The 23858-nt window shown below is 42.9% G+C and carries 16 protein-coding genes and 2 pseudogenes; 3 read left to right on the plus strand and 15 right to left on the minus strand.

The window, feature by feature from the left end:
- Nucleotides 1-62 precede the first annotated feature (62 nt).
- A complete protein-coding gene (locus QM351_RS03690; RefSeq protein ID WP_023918400.1) occupies nucleotides 63-905 on the plus strand; it encodes a DegV family protein in 843 nt (280 codons plus the stop codon).
- Between the two features lie 193 nt (nucleotides 906-1098).
- Here QM351_RS03690 and QM351_RS03695 read toward each other — a convergent pair whose 3' ends face one another.
- Genes QM351_RS03695 through QM351_RS03710 form a run of 4 tightly spaced genes read right to left on the minus strand, consistent with a single transcriptional unit; the run spans nucleotide 1099 to nucleotide 8271 of the window.
- Complete coding sequence (locus QM351_RS03695) at nucleotides 1099-2745, minus strand: hypothetical protein (protein WP_023918402.1); 1647 nt, start codon at nucleotides 2743-2745, stop codon at nucleotides 1099-1101.
- Complete coding sequence (locus tag QM351_RS03700; protein ID WP_014713507.1) at nucleotides 2735-3478, minus strand: ABC transporter ATP-binding protein; 744 nt, start codon at nucleotides 3476-3478, stop codon at nucleotides 2735-2737. Before QM351_RS03700 ends, QM351_RS03695 begins: the two co-directional genes overlap by 11 nt.
- 39 nt (nucleotides 3479-3517) lie before the next feature.
- On the minus strand, nucleotides 3518-5149 hold the full coding sequence (locus tag QM351_RS03705) for a M20/M25/M40 family metallo-hydrolase (protein WP_414326587.1): 1632 nt from the start codon (nucleotides 5147-5149) through the stop codon (nucleotides 3518-3520).
- 23 nt (nucleotides 5150-5172) lie between these two features.
- Entirely contained in the window at nucleotides 5173-8271 is a 3099-nt protein-coding gene (locus tag QM351_RS03710; protein WP_414326589.1) for a CocE/NonD family hydrolase, read from the minus strand.
- Nucleotides 8272-8443: 172 nt separating this feature from the next.
- Between QM351_RS03710 and QM351_RS03715 the strand changes: the two genes are divergently transcribed.
- Nucleotides 8444-9925 carry an alpha-amylase gene (locus QM351_RS03715; protein ID WP_414326591.1) on the plus strand — a complete coding sequence of 494 codons (1482 nt, stop codon included), beginning with the start codon at nucleotides 8444-8446 and terminating at the stop codon, nucleotides 9923-9925.
- Between the two features lie 188 nt (nucleotides 9926-10113).
- Here QM351_RS03715 and trxA read toward each other — a convergent pair whose 3' ends face one another.
- The 4 genes from trxA to QM351_RS03735 all read right to left on the minus strand — a co-directional run bounded on the left by trxA (nucleotide 10114) and on the right by QM351_RS03735 (nucleotide 17090).
- Nucleotides 10114-10428 carry a thioredoxin gene (gene trxA, locus QM351_RS03720; protein ID WP_003002728.1) on the minus strand — a complete coding sequence of 105 codons (315 nt, stop codon included), beginning with the start codon at nucleotides 10426-10428 and terminating at the stop codon, nucleotides 10114-10116.
- A gap of 97 nt (nucleotides 10429-10525) precedes the next feature.
- Nucleotides 10526-13552 carry a CocE/NonD family hydrolase gene (locus tag QM351_RS03725; RefSeq protein WP_414326593.1) on the minus strand — a complete coding sequence of 1009 codons (3027 nt, stop codon included), beginning with the start codon at nucleotides 13550-13552 and terminating at the stop codon, nucleotides 10526-10528.
- Between the two features lie 119 nt (nucleotides 13553-13671).
- Complete coding sequence (locus tag QM351_RS03730; RefSeq protein WP_414326718.1) at nucleotides 13672-15639, minus strand: peptide ABC transporter substrate-binding protein; 1968 nt, start codon at nucleotides 15637-15639, stop codon at nucleotides 13672-13674.
- A gap of 413 nt (nucleotides 15640-16052) precedes the next feature.
- On the minus strand, nucleotides 16053-17090 hold the full coding sequence (locus QM351_RS03735) for a M42 family metallopeptidase (protein WP_414326595.1): 1038 nt from the start codon (nucleotides 17088-17090) through the stop codon (nucleotides 16053-16055).
- A gap of 1136 nt (nucleotides 17091-18226) precedes the next feature.
- On the opposite strand from QM351_RS03735, the gene gshAB reads away from it, so the two are divergent.
- On the plus strand, nucleotides 18227-20491 hold the full coding sequence (gshAB, locus tag QM351_RS03740; RefSeq protein ID WP_414326597.1) for a bifunctional glutamate--cysteine ligase GshA/glutathione synthetase GshB: 2265 nt from the start codon (nucleotides 18227-18229) through the stop codon (nucleotides 20489-20491).
- A gap of 120 nt (nucleotides 20492-20611) precedes the next feature.
- Here gshAB and QM351_RS03745 read toward each other — a convergent pair.
- The 7 genes and pseudogenes from QM351_RS03745 to QM351_RS03775 all read right to left on the minus strand — a co-directional run.
- Nucleotides 20612-20995 (minus strand): annotated as a pseudogene (locus QM351_RS03745) (transposase); the annotation flags it as partial.
- A 6-nt stretch (nucleotides 20996-21001) separates the two neighbouring features.
- A complete protein-coding gene (locus tag QM351_RS03750; RefSeq protein ID WP_031573799.1) occupies nucleotides 21002-21211 on the minus strand; it encodes a hypothetical protein in 210 nt (69 codons plus the stop codon).
- A 156-nt stretch (nucleotides 21212-21367) separates the two neighbouring features.
- Nucleotides 21368-21622, minus strand: coding sequence for a disulfide bond formation protein (locus QM351_RS03755; protein ID WP_414326599.1), 255 nt, complete (start codon nucleotides 21620-21622; stop codon nucleotides 21368-21370).
- A gap of 165 nt (nucleotides 21623-21787) precedes the next feature.
- A pseudogene (locus tag QM351_RS03760) lies at nucleotides 21788-22210 on the minus strand (hypothetical protein).
- An 11-nt stretch (nucleotides 22211-22221) separates the two neighbouring features.
- The gene (locus tag QM351_RS03765; RefSeq protein WP_414326601.1) at nucleotides 22222-22644 is read right to left on the minus strand and encodes a hypothetical protein; all 423 of its coding nucleotides are present in this window, start codon (nucleotides 22642-22644) and stop codon (nucleotides 22222-22224) included.
- A gap of 132 nt (nucleotides 22645-22776) precedes the next feature.
- The gene (locus QM351_RS03770) at nucleotides 22777-23223 is read right to left on the minus strand and encodes an NADAR family protein (protein ID WP_414326603.1); all 447 of its coding nucleotides are present in this window, start codon (nucleotides 23221-23223) and stop codon (nucleotides 22777-22779) included.
- Complete coding sequence (locus QM351_RS03775; RefSeq protein WP_414326605.1) at nucleotides 23210-23854, minus strand: hypothetical protein; 645 nt, start codon at nucleotides 23852-23854, stop codon at nucleotides 23210-23212. Before QM351_RS03775 ends, QM351_RS03770 begins: the two co-directional genes overlap by 14 nt.
- Nucleotides 23855-23858 lie beyond the last annotated feature (4 nt).

Genomic DNA, 23858 nt, shown 5'->3' on the forward strand with positions numbered 1-23858 from the left:
TTGTAAAAGAAGACAAACTACTTGTCAATGTACATTTTTATACAATTATGAGGTATGAACTGATGAAATGGAAAATTATTGCGGATTCAGGCTGTGACTACCGCTCTTTGGACAACCTGGCACCAGATACGGAGTTTGTCAGTGTCCCACTGACCATCCAAGTGGGAGAAACTATCTACACAGATGATGTCCAACTCAATATCGATCAGATGATGGAAGAGATGTATGCGACTACGACTGCTTCTAAGTCTGCCTGTCCGAGTCCCGATGATTATATGAAGTCCTTTGAAGGAGCTGAAAATATCGTCGTTGTGACCATCACTGGAACCCTTTCAGGTAGCTACAATAGTGCTGAGGTGGCCAAGAAGATTTATCTAGAAGAGCATCCGAATACCAATATCCACGTCATTAATAGCTTGTCAGCTGGGGGTGAGGTGGACCTGATCGTTCGCAAGCTCAATCAGTTGGTCGCTGAAGGCCTCGATTTTGATCAAGTAGTCGATGTGATCACGACCTACCAGTCTAAGACGAAGTTGCTCTTTGTTTTGGCCAAGGTTGATAATCTGGTCAAAAATGGGCGTCTCAGCAAATTGATCGGGACTGTTGTCGGACTCCTCAATATCCGTATGGTCGGGGAAGCTAGTAAGACGGGTACCCTTGAGCTGCTTCAAAAAGCACGGGGCCAAAAGAAAGCGATCAAAGCTGCTTTTGATGAATTGATCAAGGCGGGTTATGCTGGCGGTCATATCACCATCGCCCACCGCAACAATGAAAAATTTATTGAGCAATTCTCTGCATTGGTTCGTGAAAAATTTGCCCATGCAATGATCGAAGTCCTTCCTACTTCTGGACTTTGTAGTTTCTACGCCGAAGAAGGCGGCCTCCTCATGGGGTATGAAATTTAAGTTACCACTAAAAAGAGGCTAGGACAAAAGTCCTAGCCTCTCATTTGTTTTTGGATTGTCGAGCAAGACGCAGTGGTTGAGTGGGCTCTACTACACTGATTTCATCAGCTTTACAGCCCTACTCAACTGTGCGGAGGTGGGACGACGAAATTGAATTCTAACGAATGACCGATTTCTGTCCCACTCTCTTTTTTTATTCTCCGATCTCTTGGTAGAGGGTACGGATTTTTTTGCGGTAAATGGTATAGCTGATCCCAGCTCCGATTAGCAGGATGACACTATAAAGGATCACAGCCAGCAGGGTGCTGACGGAATGATAGGTCCAAATGAAGCTGACAATGATCAGGAGAAACATCACAAAGAGAAAGACAATCAAGAGGATAGACTGAAGAACTGCATTCCCACGATGACGGGTCATCAACTCTGTGATATTGGTCCAATTGGTGCTAAAGTTCTGAAAATCTTTGACATAGTCTCGGATGCAGATCGGAATGGTCGTTACAACCCAGATCAGTAACATGGCAAGGATAGCCAAGGGATGGACGCCAAAATAGAGACAAACGCCAACTAGAAGAATGACAGGAAGGATGGATTGCACCAGATAGAGCAACCAAAACTTCATAAAGAGATAGCGTTTGAAATCAACAGGGAGGGATCTCAAGTATTCAAAGTTTTCGCGCTCTAGCGAAATACCGATACTGGTCAAGCCTCCAAAACTATTGAAAACACCGATCAAGATGGCAACAAGGGTCAGTGGTACCAGATACTGGGGTGTCAAGTAAGGACTGAGGCCTCCTATATTTTTTGATGCTCCTGCTGCTCCACTGAGGAGGAAAATATATGGCAGAATACTCATCATCAATAGGACTTGCACCATAAGGGTTCCATCGCTCAAGAGTCTGCGATGATACTGAATGACAAACTGTCTAAAGGAGTCTTTCTGGCCCACATGGATGGCTTTCACGCGCTCTTTGACGGTTTGGTTGGTCGCAACCGCAAGGGCTGCATCATAGAATTGTGGGATCACGATTTTGCGAACCAGGCCGATCAAGACCAAAAGCACCGCTATCCAGCCCAGAAGGCCAAGGATCGCTCCACCATCAAAAGGATGGAGGATAAACTGATGAAAGGCTGTAAAAGGTGGAAATAGAATGGGAATATCCGCTCCACCCGACACCTCTACCCGATGGGTTTGGACTAGATTCAGATAGAGATAAGCTCCTAGGCTCAGAAGAGAACCAATTCCGACCATGATGTTGGAGACCAGGGTCGTGTGTTTTTTGAAAAAAAGGGTCTTAGTGATCAAATGAGCTAGTAAAATCGTCGCTAAAAAGAGAACGCCTAAGAGAATCACGGCACAAAAGAGGCCTAGCAGGATCCCTAACGGATTGAAGCCGCCTGCTTGGACAGGCAGGATCAAAAAATAGCTGATCAATGGAAGGATAGCCATGAGAAGGGTCAGGATGACCGAGATACTTTTTCCAGCAATGACTTCCGCATCTGAGAAAGCATAGGGCCGGTAAAACTGGAGGTCCTTGCTTTCATAAAAGACATTGTAAAAACTCATAAAGCCTTGGGAAATGGTCATCAAGGAAAAGAGGGCCACCATATTGACAAAGAAGGCTGGCTGATGGACAAAATCATAGATACTAAAGAGCAAGCCAAATATGAGGAAATAGACCAATCCTAAAAAGAGGTAGTTGAGCACCGATCTGCGGGCAACATTGAGTTTGACGTCCGGTTTTTTAGCCTGTTTGGCGCGTAATTTTGCGATCTGGGCCGGCTGACTAGCATAGATGATATTGACATTGACCAGCTGTTGGATGATCTTAAGACGCATGATCGCCACCTTCTTCCTTCCGCCCCGCTAGGCTGAGATAGATACTTTCCAGACTTTGTTCGGGATGTTGGCCCTTCAATTCCTCGATCGTCCCATAGAAGATGAGATTACCTTTTTTGAGAATGGCGATCTTATCACAGAGTTGTTCGGCCACTTCTAATACGTGGGTAGAGAAAATAACCGTCTTGCCGCGATCCGCATGTTGGCGCATCATTTGTTTTAAATCGTAAGAAGCCTGTGGATCCAAACCGGTCATGGGTTCGTCCAAGACCCAGATATCTGGATCCGACAAGAGGGCTGCAATGACAAAGACCTTCTGGCGCATCCCATGTGAAAAGGATTCAATCACTTCATAGCGGTGGCTCTGAAAATCAAAGATCGTAAGAAGCTCTTCCAAGCGTTGATCACAGTCTTTCTGACTCATATCATAAGAGGTCGCAACCAACTCCCAGAATTCATTGGCTGTGAGGCGCAAGAAAAGATCTGGTGAATCCGCTACATAACCGATCTTCTTTTTGATCGCCAGCCGATGGCTATAGAGGTCCTGACCATCCACTTCAATTGATCCAGTAGTTGGGGTGATGACACTGACCAGGCTCTTAATCGTCGTTGACTTTCCAGCTCCGTTGTGGCCAATCAAGCCGACAATTTGTCCATCTTCGATGGTCAGATCCAAGTGGTTGAGGGCAATGTGCCCATCGTAATCTTTGGTAACTCCGTGAAATGTAATCATGTTAACTCCCTAATGGATCCTCATTGGGACCGTTTTTTCTTATTCTGTTGATAAGCGATCATCGAAATGGTAGAGCAATTCTAGCAGATAGTTTGGAATGGTCTCTAAGAAGTCTTCTTTGTAGACCCGCTCTCCTCGCTTATGCAATTCTTTGCCCCAAGGGCCTAGATTGACCGCTGGAACCTGAATTTGGGCAATTTTTTCCAGATCCAGATCATAGACCTGGGCTGGTGTGGCTAGGCTATCCAAGACGACTTGATAAGAGGCCACATCCTTTTCCAAGGCACAATAACTGGTGTCGTTAATCCCCATAAAGTATTCTTCGACTTTTAAGAGGTAACCTCTTGTGTCCAGATACTCGCGGTAATCAGTGATGAGGGACACGATATTGAGATCGGTATTGTCCAAAAAGCGGCAGTTCATGGAAGGATAATAGGGGGGCGCAAAACCAATAACCACCATGGGATCCTTATCTCCGAGAAACTCTAGGAGTCGCTGGATTTGCTGGATTGCAAGGCTCTGGTAGCTGGTCCCATTACGAAAATCGTATTCCGCTTTTTGGTTAGAAGCTTCCCTAAAGGCTTGGTAACCTTCTATGGCTTGGCATCGTTCCTCTAGTTCTTGATAGGTGATGACTCTTGGCCTTGCAATCATATGGTCTTGGCCAGCCTGATCCTGCAAGTGCTCATACTTCTTGTAAAAGGCATCCAAGGCCTCCTGACTAAGCTCATAAATCCGCTGTAGGAGCTCTTGGGGTGTTTTCTTCAAATGCAGAACACTGAAATAACCAGCCGCATAGAGCACGGTCGATACATCGTACTGGTCCTTCAAATCTCTGAGATAGGACCAAGAAGGAAGGGGAGACGTTTCTCCCAGCGCCTGATCTGCCAGATCGGGATGAAGATCTAGCTGGCTTGCGATGGCCACTAAGAGTGACAAGGCATTGATCCCTTTAAGGGGCTCCTTCATATGGGACAAGACACCTTGTGCCACAACGACCGGCATGAGTTTGCCGACTGTGCCAATGTGAAGGACCTTTTCTTTTCCTACCTCTGATTCAAAGGGTTCTGAATCCACTGCTAATACATAATTCAGATCAAACTTCTCCTGCAAATCTGTGAGGAGGCCCAAAGCTCCACGCATCCCACGTGAATAGGATTCCTCATCTCCAACAGAGAGATAGAGCAGATTGACCTGACCTTCCACGGGATCTGTCGCATAGGCTTCCAGAACCCCCAATTGAAGGGCCAATGCTGCTTTCATATCGCAAGACCCTCTGCCAAATTTCCATTCCCCAGAAGCTAAATCTTCCTGCATATCAGGTCGACTGTCCAGTCTTTTCAAAGCTTCTGCTACTTTATCAGAATCGAGCGCGATCTCTGCCAAATTTCCATAGTCTTCTAGATCAACTGTATCATGGTGGTGGAAAAGGATAACTGTTTTTTTCTTTCCCTTATCAACCAGGGCCCAATTGACCGACCGATGCAAGTGATCCTGTGGCACCTGATAGCGCCCAAAATGGTCCGGGTGTTCCTTGAAATAGGGGATTTGTCCAATCCGTTGATCCAGGTAGGCTTCGATTCCTTGCTCGGTCTCAGTATTGGTGAAGCTTGGAATCGCCAAGGCTTCGGAAAAAATCGTTTCGATGCTCTCTCTATTGGTGGTTTTCACTTTCTCTCCATCCTTCTTTTCTACTATTCATCTTTGTGAGCTTTGCCAAGTGACAAAAGGCTGGTGAGCATGAGTCCTAGGAAGCCAAAGAGAGTCCAAGAGCTTGTTGCTTGACCTGTTTTTGGAAGGCTTGGTTGGCTTGTCACTTCTATCTTATCTTTATCAGCTCTTTGAGCCAATTCTTGTGCAGTTTCTTCTTTTTGTTCCTTACGGAAGTCCATCGGATCTCGACCGTGGCTTGGTTTTTGAGGAATTTCAGAAATAGCTGGATTGGTTGGCGTCATTGGATTACTTGGAACAATTGGTTTTTCCGCTTGATCTACTGGACTTGGGTCTTGTTCAGGATCTACTTTTGGTTGAATGGTTGCAATTGGCAAGATCCGATCTGCCAATGACGCATACTCTGTATCTTTTTCACTTGGTTGATAACGGAACAAGAGAGACCGACTGTCTTCTACGATTGGAATCGTTGCAGAAATAGAATCTGTCTTGAAGGACACTTCATAAGGATCTGCAAAATAGATGTAATCTGGATCATAGGTGTGCAAACTCAAAACCAGTCGGTGGCCTTTTTTTACTGTATAGAGATTTGGTTGCAGATACATGGTGTAATCATGATATTCATTTTCTTTCAGATCAATAGAATGACTAGAACTTGCTGAGTCATAGCGAGATGCTGGATTGGCCAGATTCATCCAACCACGCGCAATCACCACACTCTTAACCTTGTGGGTCTTGTAACGTTTGAGAGGCAAGGTTTCAAGGTTGCTACCATTCCAGTAGCCTGTCTCATCGATCGTTTCTTTGTCCAATGTGCGTGTGCTATAACCGTCTTTGTCATAGGTGATTTCTTCTTTGACCACATCAAAGTCTTCGTCTGAGACATCCATCAAGGTCGCACTGACATGGGCATGATTTTTGTCTCCCTTGACAAAAGCAGCGCTAAAATGCACAGGAATATGGCCTTTGATGGTGACATCTTGGTCGACAGGTGCTGCATAGGAAGCCGCTACTTCTGAGGAATGGAAGGCTGCATCTTGGTTACGTGTAGTCCAGTTGTTTCCCGTACCATAGTAATCACCAGTTACTGTCACATCCTCCCGTTTTGAGTAGATTCGAGCAGAGATGGCATTATTGGTATCCCATTTATCAAAACGACGCCATTTACTTGGATCTAGATTGTCCTGAGCTGTTACTTGTGGAAGGTTTTCAATCCCATTTTCAATACCGTAGAGGTAATGGCTATACCAGAGATTCATCAGGTCATTAAAGGCTTGGCCTGCGACTTCTGTCCCTGACCAACGAGTAGATGGATAGATGTGATTGCCCTGGTGGAGCAAGACCTTGGGATCAATCCCCGCCTTCTTATAGGCTTCCAGCATGAGTTCAAAATGTTTTGGTTTGACATTGTCATCATTGAGCCCTTGGATAATGAGAGGGGCCGCCTTTAAGTTGCTTGCATTTAAGGTGTAGTCGCGTTTGGCATATTCTTCATTATAATTATGACCATCCTTGTGTTGGAGCTCATTGAGCTTGGTGATATAGGCTGCATAGTAATCCTTGATCTTGTCCCAATCTTCCTTATCAAGGATTCGGCCTGAGGTATAGACAGACAGCCAAGATAGGTCATTGGAAGCTCCGGTATCAAGAGGAGATCCTTGGCTGTTGAAATGGTCATACCAACTAGCAATCCCTGCAGCTGGCACAATGGTCTTGAGCCCTTCAACACCAGTAGAAGCTACGCCAAATGTTGTCGTACCTGCCCAAGACAAACCAGTCATGGCGACGTTTCCGTTGGACCAGTCTGCCTTGACTTCATGGTTGCTAGTCTTATCAGAGTAGGCTTTGCGTTTGCCATTGAGCCATTCAACGATATTTTTATAAGCAGCGACTTCAAGGTCAGAGCCAGTCGTATTGATCCCGTCTGATCCTTTTGAGCCCAAACCACTGCTGGTCACCACTGCATAACCACGAACTAAGAAATAATTGTACCAGTTAAGATTTTCATAATCATAATGCGTATAATCTTCAGAGCTTTCACGCGGATTGACATAGTACCAATCCTTTGGATCGGTCGCTTTGGCTACTTCTTCTGTCGTAACAGTCTTGGTTGCTTGGCGTTTGGCAGGTTTTTCATAGAGCTTGGCCATATCGAAGTTACCACCTTCTTTGAGACCAATTCCCTCTAAGGTACGCTCTTCTGTTGTTCCTGTTACATATGGGCTGGCTTCAAAGATGCTGGCTGCCTTATAGTCCCCATTGACAGCAGCTTTTGGCACCTGCACGAAGGTCTTGACCAAGTCAGGCTTGCCGTCTCCATCCGTATCATAATCGGTTTCCACATAGACAATATAGCGGACGATGTCACTCTTATCATAGGAGTAATGCTCCGGATCGTCTCCTGGCGTAAATGGGAAAATAGGTTGTGCTTTGCCATTCAAAAAGAGAGGTGTCTTCTTGTCAGCTCGGTAAGCTGCTCTGAGCTGTTTGGCTACATCAACCATCGAAGTGAGATTAGTAACTGGAGCAGAACCCTCCACTCCTTCCTTAACCATTCCAAGGCTCTTGGCAAAAGCTAATCGGTCTTTATCAGTAGATCCGACTTGATTTTCCTTGGTTGAAGCCCAGTTCAATAGTTGATTGACTGCCTCCGTCACAGTGACTTCTTTTTCACGATCCTGGTCGGTTACAGTTGCACCAGTAATTTCAGCCAAGTCTCCTTGGCTTACTTTTGGAATCGCGCGCTCCTCTTGACTACGAACAGAAGGCGTCGCAGGCACAGGGCTTGGCTGATTGGCTAGAGTGGGCTCAACAGTTGGGGCGCTCACTACCGCTGGACTTGACGCAGGTTCTTCATGTAGCTCAGTCGTCGGAGTAGTTGTCGGAGCGGTTGATTGGTTAGTTTCTGAAACCTCTTCCACTTTTGCAGGCTGTACGGTTTCTATAGTGTCTCCTTGTGTTGAGGTCACTGTTTCAGTAACTTCAGAACTTGCCGTAGAAGGAGTCACCGTCTCCTCAGTAGTTGTGCTGCTTACTTGGTCTGCTTGCACATGCTGGGCGAGTACAGCAGGACTAATCAGTAAACCTGCAACGAGTAGAGAAACAAGAGTTGTTTTTTTCATAAAATGGTCTCCTTTCACCATTTTCAAAGTCAGTCCTAGCGGGACCCGACTCTATTTTTTTATAATCTCACTTCATTTCTTTCATGTATGCGATTTCTTTTTTAGAAAGGGCTTGCTTCCAGCGCAAACGTTTGTGGCATCCAACTATTTTTGGTAAAATAGGGACATTCACATGAAAGAAGAAATAACGATGGAAAATCAAACCTTAATGCAATATTTTGAGTGGTATTTGCCCGCTGATGGGAACCACTGGACGCGTCTTGCTGAAGAGGCGCAACACTTAGCAGACTTGGGTATTCGTAAAGTCTGGATGCCGCCTGCTTTTAAAGCTACTTCTAACAATGACGTTGGGTACGGAGTCTATGACCTCTTTGATTTGGGCGAGTTTGACCAAAAAGGAACGGTTCGCACCAAATATGGCTTCAAAGATGATTATCTTCAAGCCATTCAAGCCCTCAAAGATGCAGGGATTCAACCAATGGCCGATGTCGTTCTCAACCATAAGGCTGCTGCCGATGGCTTAGAGGAATTCGAGGTTGTTGAGGTCGATCCCATGGATCGAAACAAGGTTCTCACTGAGCCCTTCACCATTCAAGGATGGACTAAATTCACCTTTGATGGCCGAAATGGCGCCTATAATGACTTTCACTGGCATTGGTACCATTTCACCGGTACGGATTACGATGCTTCACGTAATAAAAGTGGGATCTACCAAATCCAAGGGGACAACAAAGGTTGGGCTCATGGAGATCTGGTAGACAAGGAAAACGGAAACTACGATTACCTCATGTACGCCGATATCGATTTCAAACATCCCGAAGTTGTAGAAAATCTCGACCAATGGGCTGAATGGTTTATCGAAACGACTGGTGTAGAAGGCTTCCGTCTGGATGCGGTCAAACACATCGACTCCTTCTTTATGAAGAATTTCATCCACAATATCACCAAAAAATATGGAGAAGATTTCTACGTCTTTGGTGAATTTTGGAATGGGGATAAAGAGACCAATGATGAATACTTGGAAAGCATTGACTACTTATACGACTTGATCGATGTGGCCCTCCACCAAAATCTCTTCAGAGCTAGTCAAGAGGGTGAAAATTTCGACCTTCGAACTATTTTTGATGGAACACTGGCGCTCAATCATCCTGAAGAGGCCGTGACCTTTGTGGACAACCATGATACCCAACGAGGACAAGCCTTGGAATCTACCATTGAAGAATGGTTTAAGCCTGCAGCCTATGCCTTGATCTTACTTCGTGAAGCTGGTTTGCCTTGTGTCTTCTATGGAGACTACTACGGGATCGAGGGCAAATTTGCGCAAGAAAGTTTCCAAGAGGTTCTCGATCGCCTCTTATGGGTTCGTAAAGATCTGGCCTATGGGGAACAAACGGACTACTTCGATGATCCTAATTGCATTGGTTGGACACGTTCAGGTTCAGAAGAATCAGCACCAATCGCCTGCTTGATTTCCAATAACCAAGCTGCTACAAAAATCATGGAGATCGGCTCATCCTACGCAGGTCTCACCTACTATGATGTCCTAGAAAATTGTAACGAAACCGTCCAAGTCCAAGAAGACGGTACTGCCGAATTCCCAGTGGCAGAGCGCTCCGTCAGTGTCTGGGTAGCCCAAAATACAGAGGGGCAATAACCTTTATATGTAATGTTCTCCTAGGATCTACATCTTCCTAGGAGAATTTTTTCCTGTAAAAATTTTATAGGAAATACAGCTTCATTTTAGCACTATAAGAAAGCGCTGTCAATGGGTATCGCGTCTATTTGAAAGAAATAAAGAGCATCAAAAAACTCGTTTTCCAGTTTGGAAAACGAGTCTTCTTTTTAGCTCAATTCTGCAATGATTTCTTTCAATTGGGCTTTCGTATGAACTCCAGCCACTTGTTTGACAACTTGTCCATCTTTTTTAAAGAGAAGAGTTGGGATCGACATGATACCGAATTGACGCGCTGTATTTGGATTTTCATCGACATCCATCTTACAGATTTTCAAATCATCTTCATGTACTTCTTCTGCCAACTGATCCAAGATTGGAGCTTGCATGCGGCATGGACCGCACCAAGTTGCCCAAAAGTCAATCAAGACAAGGCCTTGGCTGGTTTCTTGTTCAAAAGTTGCATCTGTGATTACGTGTGCCATATTTCCTCCTTTTTCAGTAGTGACTACTGATTCTGCATTTCTACTTTTATTTTACACTAAAAGATGTCATTTTAGAAATATTTGCTACGGGGACTCCTTAGGCATCTTCTCTCTTTTTGCGCCAAAAGATGAGACTAGAAGCTGTAAGGCTGATCACCCCTAAGAGACCCAGAGCATGGTCTTTGCTCCCTGTTTGAGGAAGCGTAGGATCTGCTTGCTCTCCTCCTGCAGGTGTCACTTCTTGAGGATCTTCTGCCAATCCTTGTGAAACAAATTGATGTCCATAGGATACAGCTAGTGTAATAACAGGGTTCTCTTGCCTAGATGATCCTGTTTGCATCTGTTCATCTTTTTCAGGAAGAGTTTGGCTTGGTTGGACAAGATGTTCTGGGGTTGGAAGGATATATTCCTCCTTGTCGTGTACTTCTGGTGCTACTAGAGCAGCTCCTTCTATTTCTGGCAAGTTTGCATAGTCTGTATCGCCTGCACTTGGCACATAGACTGCCTTTTGGGCGCGGGTCTTTTCGACAATTGGAATCGCAGCCTGGATAGAATCTGTCTTAAAGGTTACTTCATATGGATGCTCCACCGTTAAATCAGATGGGTCATAGGTGTTAAAGACTAGGGCTAACTTGTGACCTTTCTTAACCGTATAGAGATTTGGTTGGAGATAGACCGTATAATCATGGTATTCCCCAACTTTTGGCTCGATACTAGCTCGTGAACTTGCTGAATCGTAGCCAGACTCAGGGTTGGCAAGGTTGATCCACCCTTTAGCAATCACCTTGTACTTGGTCTTGATAGTTTCGTATTCGGCTACAGATAAGTTGCTTAAATTGCTTCCCATCCAGAAAGCGTCTGCTGTTTTATCTTGCTTGACGCTACCATTTCCCACAACGTCAAAGTCCTCATCTGCCACGTCTACCAAGAGGGCGTTGATTTGGAAATTCTTTCCTTGACCCTTGGCTAGAGCTGCCTTGAAATGAACGGGAATATGGCCCTTAATCGTAGTGTCCTCAGTAACATCAGAAACAAAGGTCAGATTAGCCTTAGAGGAGGCTTTGCTGACAGTTTCATTACGGTTAGCGATCTCAACACCCGCAGCTACATAGTCACTAGAAATGGTTTCTTCTAGCCGTTTCGAACTTGCATGTAAGAAGAGACGTTGACTGCTCTTCCAGTTATCATAGCTGGTCCACTTACTTGGATCATAGTTGTTTTGAGCTAGAACTGCTGGCAAACTTTCGACGTGATTGTCCACGCCATAGAGGTAGTGGGTCAACCAGGTATTGAGCAAATCATAAAAATCTTGACCATTGGCGGTGATGCCGTATCCCCTTGACATAGCCGCTGGGTAGACGTGATCTCCTTGGTGAAGATAGAGCTTGACATCTTGTCCTGCTTTCTTGAGGGCATAGTACATAAGTTCAAAGTGCTTGGTCTTGACATTGTCATCATTCAAGCCATGGACGATCAGGGCGCTGGTCTTGAGATTTTCCGGATGAAGGGTATAATCCCGCTCCTTCCAGACATCACTGTAGTTACGATCATGGGCGTACTGGTCTTTGTTCAATTGGTTGATGTAGTTAGAATAGTTTTGCCAAATCCCTGCCCAGTCGTCTTGGTCCAGCATCCGCGTGCTAACGTAGAGGGAGAGCCATGAAAGGTCACTATAAGGTGCATTGCCAAACTGGGTTCCTTGGCTATTGAAATAATCATACCAAGAGGCAATCCCTGCTGCTGGAACGATGGTCTTTAGGCCTTCTACGCCAGTCGCTGCCACACCAAAGGTTGTGGTTCCAGCCCAGGACAGACCGGTCATTGCGACATTGCCACTTGCCCAGTCTGCCTTGATTTCGACATTGCTAGTCTTATCGGTGTAGGCCTTGCGTTTGCCATTGACCCATTCGATGATATTCTTGAAGGCATTGATTTCGAGGTCAGACCCTGTCGTGTTAAATCCTTCTGATCCCTTGGTACCAAGTCCGGCGCTAGAGATAAAGGCATAGCCTCTGACCAAGAAATAGTCGTACCAGTTGAGATCTTCGTAGTCATAGATATACTCGTAGGGACTGTAGTAGTACCAATCCGATGCTTTGGCTTTTTTTGCTGCTTCTACTGTTGTTTCACTGGCGACTGCTTGGCGTTTAGCTGGTTGCTCCCGCAACTTCTTCATGTCGTAGGATCCATCTGTCGGCAAGCCCAGACTTTCAAGAGTCACATAGTTTTCATCCAAGGTTCCCGCTACGTAAGGACGCGCTTCCAGAATGGTTGCTGCCTTAAAATCCCCTTGAGCGACTGCTTTTGGTAATTGAACAATGGCTTTGACCAAGTCAGGCTTGCCATCTGCATCGGTATCGTAGTCCGTTTCGACATAGACTGGGAAGCGCACAATTTGACTGTCCTCATATTTGTAGTCTTGGTCTGCTTTTTCTCCCGTCGTATAAGGGAAAATCGGCTGGGCACGACCATTTAAAAAGAGAGGAGTTTTCTTTTCAGCCCGGTAGGCATCATAGAGTTTCTTAGCTGTTTCGTACATCTTGGCCAATTCTGGCTGACTGACCTTACGAGTCAGATCTTCTGATGTTTCAATCAAACCTAAACTTTTGGCAAAGCGTTCCCGATCTGCTTGATTTTGCCCCAATTGGCTAGGATCTGTTGCTGCCCATTGAAGCAAGCCATTAACAGCATCTTGCACTGTCAACTCTTTAGAGGTCTGATCCGCTGCAAGGGTCGAACCTGTGACCTTTGCCAAATCCTGACTTGTTGCCAGTGCTTCTGAAGTAGGAGTGGATTGAGGTGCAGCTTCCCTGTTTGTTGCTGCTGGACTTGCTACTGGGACGGTTGGACCACTTTGTCTTGAAAGTTCCACTGATGAAGGAGCAACTTGATTTACAACTGCTGCCCGAACCAACGAGGCCTCACTTGAGCTTATCCCTTCTTCACTAGAGCTAGTGCTTGTGTCGCTTGCTGTCGGTGTTGCTTCAGTAGATGGAGCATGGACCACTTCTGTCGATGGGGCTAACTCTTCTGTCTGCTCATCTGCTGCTACTACTTGGTGCAAAACCATCGGCGCGAGCAGTAAGCTCGATGCGACAATGGAAACCATTGTTTTCTTTTTCATGTCAGTCTCCTAACTTTTTGTAATCAACACTCCCATTATACTATGTAAGCGTTTTAATATCAAACAGATATTCATCTGATCCACAAAAAAACCGAGGCATCAGCCTCGGTTATCGATCCTTATTTAACGTGCTTCTTAAGATCTTCTTGTGCTTTTTTATTTGACTCTGCTTGTTCTTTTTGCCATTTTTCAAGGGCTTTGTTGTAATCAGCACTTGTCACAGCTTTGTCTTGGAGTTTCATTCCTTTGTAGATCACGTGGTCTTTTCCTTTACCACCAGTCCATGCAAATGGAGCTGAGAATGGTTCGATACGTGTCAAGAATGGACGTCCTGTTGATGAAGAAGTTGGCATAACAAGGGCGCTATCAGTCAACCAAGCTTGCGCAGCCGCATATTTTTCATAGCGTTTGTTGACGTCTTGTGTTTCTGCACCAGCATCCTTGATCATCTTTTCAAAGTCGTACAGACCAACTTTTTTAGCTGCTTCATTGTTTCCACTTGGGTCAAATCCAAGGAAAGTCTTAGTATTTTCACCAGATGAAGCTTTCAAGATATCCATGTAAGTTGATGGGTCTTGGTAGTCAGGGCTCCATCCAACATTATCAGAGAGATCCCAGTCTTCGCCAGCCGCATTTGGCGCAAAGAGGGTCACATTTTGAAGGTCTTCTTTCGAAAGCATTTGGATATCGATGACGACATTTTCTTTACCAAGCGCTTCTTCAACTGATTGTTTGAAAGATTGCACCCGTTGAACTCTTGATGGAGTGGTTTGGTCCACAGGCATATCGATGTGAATTGGGAATTTCACACCTTCTGCTTCCAAGGCAGTCTTCGCTTTTGCAAATTCTTCCTTCGCTTTCTTCGCATCGAAGAGACCGTTTTGACCATCATCTAGTTTAGTAGATTTCCACTCATCTCCATAGGTATCCAATTGTGTTTTCACCATTTCACCGAAGGTCTTGCCATCAGCTTGGACAAATGTTGGTGGAATGTAGAGGTTACGGATGATCTTGCTTGCTCCGTCTTTTCCGTTCAATTGAGCAGCATAAGCTTCACGGTTGAAGGCAAAGCTGATCGCTTGACGGAAGTCCTTGTTCAAGAGGGCTTTCTTAGTAGATTGTTTTTCTTCGTCGGTCTTCTTAGCTGTGTGTTTGTAAGATTGACGGTCGATGTTGGTACCAATGACATAAGAAGCAGCATCTTGAGGAGTGTAGGTGATTTCGTCTTTAAATTCTTTGGCTTGCTCTGAGTAACCAGATCCAGTTGGGAAGAGTTTTGCCAAGCTAAGAGCATTTTCACCGAATGATTTCGCTAATTTACTTTGGTCTTGTCCATCGTAGAATTCCAATTTTACATCTGAGACGTAGACCTTGTCTTTATCCCAGTAATTTTCATTCTTAGTCATTTCGATAGAAGATTTTGAAGTAAAGCTCTTCAAGATGTAAGGACCATTGTAAAGAAGGGAGCTAGTATCACTTGCTTGAGCGAATTTATCCCCTTTTGATTTTACGAATTTTTCGTTGACAGGGAAAGTGATCCCAAGTGTCAATTTAGAGTTCCAGAAAGATTCTGGTTGGTTCAAAGTGATTTGAAGGGTATGATCATCAACTGCTTTTACTCCTACAGCTGAGAAATCTTTATTTTTACCGCTGACGTAGTCATTCAAGCCTTTGATAGAATCTTGGATGATGTAGAGCATTTCTGATTTGTTATCAGCCGCATATTTGATCCCTGTGACGAAATCTTTAGCCGTGACATCCGCATACTCTTCGCCTTCTGAATCATACCATTTAGCATCATCACGAAGTTTATAAGTATAAGTCAAGCCATCTTGGGAAACCGTCCAATCTTTTGCAAGAGATGGAATCAAGTTACCGTATTTGTCATTTTCAAACAAGCCATCAATCAAGTTTCCTGTGATATCGTGGGTTGCTGCTTTACCAGATGTGATATAGTTCAAGTTTTCAGGTTCCGTCTCATAGACATATGAGAATTTTTGGCCGTTGCTTGAGCTAGATGATTTAGAACCTCCAGAACAAGCTGCTAGGATACCTGCTGAAAGGAGGGCAACTCCCGCAAGTGCAATGACATTTCTTTTTTCATGTAAAACTCCTTAAGAAATTTTAAGTTTATTTTAAGATTATACCACAAAGATTTTCAGAAGAAAAGGAATTTTCAGAAAATTTTAGTTTATGAAAAAAACTACTCCGGAGAGTAGTTCTGAATAGAATCAAATCCTTTTAAAATCAAGTGACATAGCGATTTATAATAATTGAAATAATTGATTTTAGACCCAAACAAAAGTATAACGAAACTTTCCGCTGTGAGATAGGTGCCTGAAACACATTTGTTTCAGGCACTCGGGAGTTTTGAAACATTAGGTTCAAAACTAAGTCATGGAACTTCGTAGAAGTTCGCTGACGTCCGTACTCACCTAAGGAAAGTTTCTAAAACAACTCTCTCTTCAGTCTAAACCACTACGTAATATAGTTGTTATTTTTAATCTACTAATTCGCTCTTGAGGTAGGCATCGACCATGCGCTCTGTTGCGACTACAGAATCCAAGTGGGTCCGCTCATATGAGTGGCTAGATTCGATTCCTGCCCCGAGAAGAGCGTGTTTGACTTCTGCTCCAGCACTCATGGCTGCAGAGGCATCTGATCCATAGAAAGGATAGATATCCAACTTATAAGGGATTTCTTGGGCTTTTGCCAAGGATACCAAATGCTGACGGAATTCGTAGTGATACGGTCCTGAAGCATCTTTGACACAGATGGATACCGTGTATTCATCCGTCGCTTGGTCATCTCCCATAGCCCCCATATCCACTGCCAAGTACTCTACCACTTCAGACGGGATACTAGAATTAGCTCCATGCCCCACTTCTTCAAAGACTGAAAAGGCAAAGGTAGTCGTTACTGGCAATTGAATATTCTCTTCCTTGTAGACGCGCAGAAGATTCAAGAGAATCGCCGCACTCACCTTGTCATCTAAGTGACGAGATTTAATAAAGCCGGTATCTGTCACAATGGTCCGTGGATCAAAGCTGACAAAATCACCCACTTCAATGCCAAGAGCACGGGTTTCTTTTTCATTGGTCACTTTTTCATCCAGACGGACTTCCATATTGTCCTGGGTCCGCTCGACAGTTCCAGCATCCTTGTAGACATGGCAAGAAGTCTGATGGACCAAAATTGTCCCCGAATGGGTCTTTCCTGTATTGGCTACATGGACTGTACAATTTTCCCCTTCAATCATATTCCAAGGGAAACCACCGATACGGTCTAGCTTGAGGCGACCATCTGCTTTCACAGCGCGGACAATAGCCCCCAAGGTATCCACATGGGCTGTGACGTAGCGTTGCTTGTCTGTGATCACACCAGGAACGGTCACATTCACGCCTCCCTTAGCAGTCCGAGTCACTTCATACCCAAAGCCTTCAATGGTTTTGACCAAATAGTCTGCGATCTCACGTGTAAAACCGGTCGGTGAAGGAATGGCTGTCAATTCCTGCAAATAAGTCACTGTCTGATTCATAATGCCTCCAAATGTGTTTTTCTTTATTCTAGCATGAAATAGGTGGAATAGCTAGAGGAGAGATTACAGGTTAGCGTTTTTCAACTCTTCCCGTACTTGCATTAGGAGAAAGCCAGAGTTCTATTTATATTTTCAACACATTTTGGGAGAGATTCATTTAGTGCACCTAAATTAAAAAAAGAAACTTGTCCACAACTAACGGTGTCTAAACAAGTTCGACGCAGGCTATTTCAATGGTGATACATAATCATCAGGATAAAATATGATGTAATTTTTGACAATATCTGTTATACTACCTCAGTTATGTTTCTCCACTTATGGAGATAGAAGGTTTCAGACTTGAGAACAGAGTGAAACCATTCGATACAGCCATTATCTGCTATTCGCCTCTTTTCTGAGAATTCTTACACTCCTGTTTCCAGCGATAAAAGGTGGAGCGTTTGACGCCGAAACATTCTAAAATAATAGATACAGGACACGTTTTCTTATACTCTTCTACTAGCTTGATAAGACTTACTTTGTCGATTCTTTTATCAAGCTCTGATACTTTTTTAGTAATTCTACCTGCAAACGTAACTGTTCCACTTCAGATAACTGTTTCATCCCTTTACCATAAGTATATTGTTTCCCCACGGGTTGGTAGAAACGGTACAATTCATCATTCTAATACCATCGCAACCAGTTCTTGACCTGACTAGCATTTTTGATGCTGAGGGTATCCATGATAACTTTATTTGATTTGCCTGCCTTCTTCATTTCGATACAGGCTGCTTAGTTTCTAATGAATATACTTTTTGACCATAACAAAACACCCCTGTTTCTAGTTTACCAGAATTCAACAGGAGTGTTTTCTTGTGTCTCATTTTATGGGTGCAGTGCCGACCCTAGGGATTCTTTCGTTCTCATATATACGTCATTAGTATAGGCTAATTTGATTTAAATTCCAAGAGAAACAACATTTTACATAAAAATCAGTGGGTGTTTTACAATTTTTGCATATAATAGAGCTAAAAAACAACTGGTTTTAAGAATTCTTATCTGAAACATTCGGAAATTCCCCTTAACCGTAGCGGAAAGTTGTTTTCTTCTCCTATTTATAATAGACTATCACTAACATTAGATGAAAAGGTGACTCTATGACTATAAATCAACTGCTTCAAAAGCTGGAGCCTACTAGCCCTATCCTTCAAGCTAACTTTGGAATTGAACGCGAAAGTCTTCGTGTCGATAGACAGGGAAAATTAGCACATACGCCTCACCCTTCCTGCCTAGGAGCTCGAAGTTTCCACCCTTATATTCAAACAGATTTTTGTGAGTTTCAGATGGAACTCATCACACCAGTTGCTAAATCTACCACTGAGGCTCGTCGATTTCTTGGAGCCATTACCGATGTAGCTGGACGTTCCATCAGTAAAGATGAACTTCTCTGGCCCTTGTCCATGCCTCCTCGTATCAACGCCCAAGAAATCCAAGTTGCCCAACTGGAAAATGAATTTGAACGCCACTATCGTAACTACCTGGCCGAAAAATACGGAACTAAACTACAAGCTATCTCAGGTATCCACTATAATATGGAACTAGGGAAAGATTTTGTTGAAGCCCTATTCCAAGAAAGTGACCAGATTGATATAATCGCTTTCAAAAACGCCCTCTATCTTAAGCTGGCTCAGAACTATTTGCGCTATCGTTGGGTGATTACCTATCTCTTTGGTGCTGCACCTGTTGCTGAGCAAGGCTTCTTCGACCAAGAAGTGCCTGAACTCGTGCGTTCCTTCCGAAACAGCGACCATGGTTATGTCAATAAGGAAGAAATACAAGTATCTTTTGCAAGCCTAGAAAACTATGTCTCTGCCATCGAAAACTATATCGAACAAGGTGATTTGATTGCGGAAAAGGAATTTTACTCGGCTGTTCGTTTCCGTGGACAAAAGGTTAATCGCTCCTTCCTTGACAAGGGAATCACCTACCTGGAATTCCGTAACTTCGACCTCAACCCCTTTGAGCGTATCGGTATTAGCCAAACTACCATGGATACCGTACACCTACTCCTTCTAGCCTTCCTCTGGCTGGATGCCCCTGAAAATGTTGATCAGGCTCTGGCTCAAGGTCACGCGCTGAATGAAAAAATTGCCCTCTCTCATCCTTTAGAACCTCTACCTTCTGAAGCTGAAACTCAGAACATTACGACAGCTCTAGACCAACTGGTGCAACATTTTGGGCTTGGTGACTATCATCAAGGTCTGGTCAAACAAGTTAAAGATGCCTTTGCAGATTCCAGTCAGACACTAGCTGCTCAACTTCTTCCTCATATCAAAGACAAGTCCCTTTCTGACTTTGCCCTTGACAAGGCGCTTGCCTATCATGATTACGACTGGACTGCCCACTATGCCCTTAAGGGTTATGAGGAGATGGAACTTTCTACCCAGATGCTGCTCTTTGATGCCATTCAAAAAGGGCTTCATTTTGAAATCCTAGATGAGCAGGATCAATTCCTTAAACTCTGGCATAAAGATCATGTTGAGTACGTCAAAAATGGTAACATGACCTCAAAAGACAACTATGTAGTTCCTCTTGCCATGGCTAATAAAACCGTGACCAAAAAAATCCTGGCTGATGCTGGCTTCCCTGTCCCTGCCGGCGACGAATTTACCAGTCTAGAACAAGGTCTAGCCTACTATCCTCTTATCAAGGGCAAGCAAATTGTGGTTAAACCAAAATCAACCAACTTCGGTCTGGGCATTTCCATTTTCCAAGAGCCTGCCAGCCTTGATAACTATAAGAAAGCTCTCGAGATTGCCTTTGCAGAAGATACAGCTGTTCTTGTTGAAGAATTTATCCCAGGAACCGAATACCGTTTCTTCATTCTGGACGGGCGTTGTGAGTCTGTCCTCCTTCGTGTCGCTGCTAATGTTGTCGGTGATGGCAAACACACCATTCGTGAATTAGTCGCTCAGAAAAATGCCAATCCATTGCGAGGCCGTGACCACCGCTCACCTCTGGAAATCATTAAGCTAGGAGACATCGAACAATTGATGTTGACTCAGCAAGGTTATGCACCTGATGATATTCTCCCAGAAGGGAAAAAGGTCAATCTCCGCCGTAACTCCAACATCTCTACGGGTGGTGACTCTATTGATGTCACTGAGACAATAGATTCCTCTTACCAAGAATTGGCAGCAGCTATGGCAACTAGCATGGGGGCCTGGGCTTGCGGGGTTGACCTCATCATTCCAGATAAAACTCAGCCTGCTAGCAAGGAAAAACCTCATTGCACTTGTATCGAGCTCAACTTCAATCCCGCTATGTATATTCACACCTATTGTGCTGAAGGTCCTGGACAAGCTATCACTCCAAAAATCCTAGACAAGCTTTTTCCAGAAGTTGCCACAAGTCAAACCTAAAACCTCATTCTTAGGAACAAACAAATCACCTTTATCTCGATGATATGATACCTCTTAAGTAGACAAGGTAAATACCTAAAATCTACGACTCTTTGTCAACTGTAGTGGGTTGAAGAAAAGCTAAGCTCGAGAAAGGACAAATTTCGTCCTTTCTTTTTTGATATTCAGAGCGATGAAAATTCGCTTCTTGAAGTTTTCAAAGTTCCAAAAACCAAAGGCATTGCGTTTGATAAGTTTGATGAGATTATTAGTCGCTTCCAATTTAGCGTTGGAATAGGATAACTGAAGGTCATTGATGATTTTCCCTTTGTCCTTTAGAAATGTTTTAAAGACAGTCTGAAAAAGAGAATGAACCTTCTTTATATTGTCTTCAATGAGTCCAAAAAATTTCTCTGGTTCCTTATTCTGAAGGTGAAAAAGCAAGAGCTGATAGAGATTATAGTGGTATTTCAAGTCTTCTGAATAGCTCAAAAGCTTGTCTAGGATTTCTTTATTGCCTAAATTGTCAAATTAAGTTAGACTTTTCAAGTAACTCAGAAAAACTTGGTAGGGTGATTGAAATAGTTCTAATGGTAATTCATAGACTACCCTCTGTTCAGCTATTCCCCCTTCATCTGTAACAAAAAAATATTTCTCATGATGTCGCCAAATATGTTGTCCATAACCTTTTATTTCCTCAAACTTACTAACTTCTTCCCAGCCTAGTTTACTATATTTCATGAACATTATCCGCTCTTTGTATTAATAGTTGGTGATCATCAATACTGATAGGGCACAAAAATTTTGTCTGTAATCATTCTTTAAATAATTGTATCTCTGTACTTTTATCATAACAAATTCTTAGATTCGTTATCAAATCAATTAATATATTGTCCATCAATTTTCTTTTTTTAACTCTTTCTCTAATTGTTTTAAGACTACTAAAATTTCGCTTTTATAATCCATAGTTTCATCTACAAATCTTCTTGCTAAACTAAAAAAACTAATGTCACCGATATTTTCTCCTCTTTTTATACACTTAGTTAAGTTATATATATCCTGTATAATTCCCGGGTATAACTTCTGACTTGGATATTCTAAGTCAATTAAATCTTGTAATTTGTCTGCATACTTCATATATTTGTTTTTCATAGTTCAAAACCTTAACTTGGTACAATTCCTATATCCACTATCCAGTCTAATTGTGGAATTCTGTCAATATTTTCAACACATTTTGGGAGCGATTCATTTAGTGCACCTAAATTAAAAAAAGAAACTTGTCCACAACTAACGGTGTCTAAACAAATTCCTTACAAGCTATTTCAATGGTGATACATAATCATCTGGAAGCTTGCCTCTCCAGTCAATCCACATTTGCTCAGCAATCGGAATTAATCTTTCAAGTTCTTCCTGACTAAATAACTTTCTAGTTTCAGGTATATCAATTAATGATGTGGGACTCTCTTCTATGAATCGTTTCTCACTAGCCCTCTTTTCTTCTTCCGTTGGTGGCCAACGATCATTCTGAATCTTCCAAGATACTTCGCGTAGCGTTTTCTCACCACTCTCTAGTAAGGCAAATAATTCTTGTGGGAGTTCATAGATTACTAACCAAGAAGCTACGGTACCTTCTTCTAAAACTAAATAATATTTGTCCTCATTTTTCCAAATGGATTTTCAATATCCTTCAATTTCCTCAAATTGGGTAACATCTTCCCATTGCAGTTTTGTTGGTTTCATTTATACATTCCTTACTTAAGTGGTGATACATAATCATTTGGAAGTTTCCCCATTGATTCTATCCATTGTTGTTCGGCTTGGGGAATAAGTATTTCAAGTTCTTTCTTACTAAAAAGCAACTGATTTTTCCGATTGGAAATTAGCACAATTGGCTTTTCTCTAGCTCTATCTTTTCTTATTTCGTTCTTTTCTTCTTCCGTCGGTGGCCAACAGTCATTTTTTAACCTAAAATGAATTTCTACTAGTGTCTTTTCTCCAGATTTTAATAATTGAAATAGTTCTAATGGTAATTCATAGACTACCCGTTGTTCAGCTATTCCTCCTTCATCTGTAACAAAAAAATATTTCTCTTGATATTGCCAAATATGTTGTCCATACCCTTTTATTTCTTCAAATTTACTAACATCTTCCCAGCCTAATTTACTATATTCCATGTATGTTCTCCGATCTTTTCACTAATATCTTACATTACACCTTCAGGAATATCTCCTGTTGATCATTGTAACTATCTAGTTGACTGTTATACCAAACCCAGACTGTTAAATGGAATAGCTAGAGGAGAGAGCTTACAGGGTAGCGTTTTTCAACTCTTCTCGTACTTGCATTAGGAGAAGGCCTAGCTTGTTCTTCCCAGAACCATCTCCCCCATCAGCCCAGTAGTCGTCATTTCGTGTATGTTCGATGAGGATGGCATCTCCTGTTGCGACCAATCCCTTTGCAATTTCTGGATTTTGGCTAAATTTCATTCGAAGTGCCTGGAGCATCACCTCATCTTTGACCTCTTCCCAATCTGGTCTCAAGGGATTTTGACGATTGCGTCCCTCTAAGGCAGCATCCATTGGAGATGCTATCTGACGAATTTTTTCTTGAATTTGGGGCACTAAAAACTTTTGCGCTTGAAAATAATGCTCTGATGTTGGCCAGATATTGCTTCCATCTGAAAAAGGGTAGGGAGCAAAATTGGACATAAAACCATAATCATCATTTACTTTATAAAATTTAATGTCTTTCACCTTTATCCTCGATTCCAAAATCTCCTAATGATTTGTTCTTTTCTTTTAATAACTGTGTCACATAGTCAGAATCTACCTTGAGGAATAGCTTCAAGGTATCATGAATTCGCCAATAATTATCCTCAGGTTTGTCCAAGATGGTTGCAAGGAAGTGTTTCAAGTAGGGGATGTATTCCGTATAATGTTCCTCACTAACCAAGCGATATATTTTTGAAATATCATAATATCCAGTCTCAGCCTGTTCGATGATTTTACAAACATAAGGACAAATTTCTCCTCTAGCCATCTTCTCTTCGCCCAAATCATACCGGCTCGCCCAATAATTTACGATATCATATAGAAAAATCCGATTGGTATCATCATAGCCATACAGACGATGCGAAATCATCCACTCTAATTGCCCTTGACTGTACATCTGAGTCAAGACATCAAAGCCTTCTCTGATCCCCCAAATGGTCAATAATCTAGAGGCTTGATAGCGTAAATAGTCATCATCACTGTCCAATAATGAAGTCAACTTTTGAATCGTTTCTTCAGGAACATCCTCTAGATCAACATCTTCCAATATATCTGCATAATCAACCTCTTCAGGGACTTTATAAAATAAATCTTTTACTTCTTTATTGTTCATCACT

The organism is Streptococcus parasanguinis (assembly GCF_047465465.1).
Lineage (GTDB): Bacteria > Bacillota > Bacilli > Lactobacillales > Streptococcaceae > Streptococcus > Streptococcus parasanguinis_AI.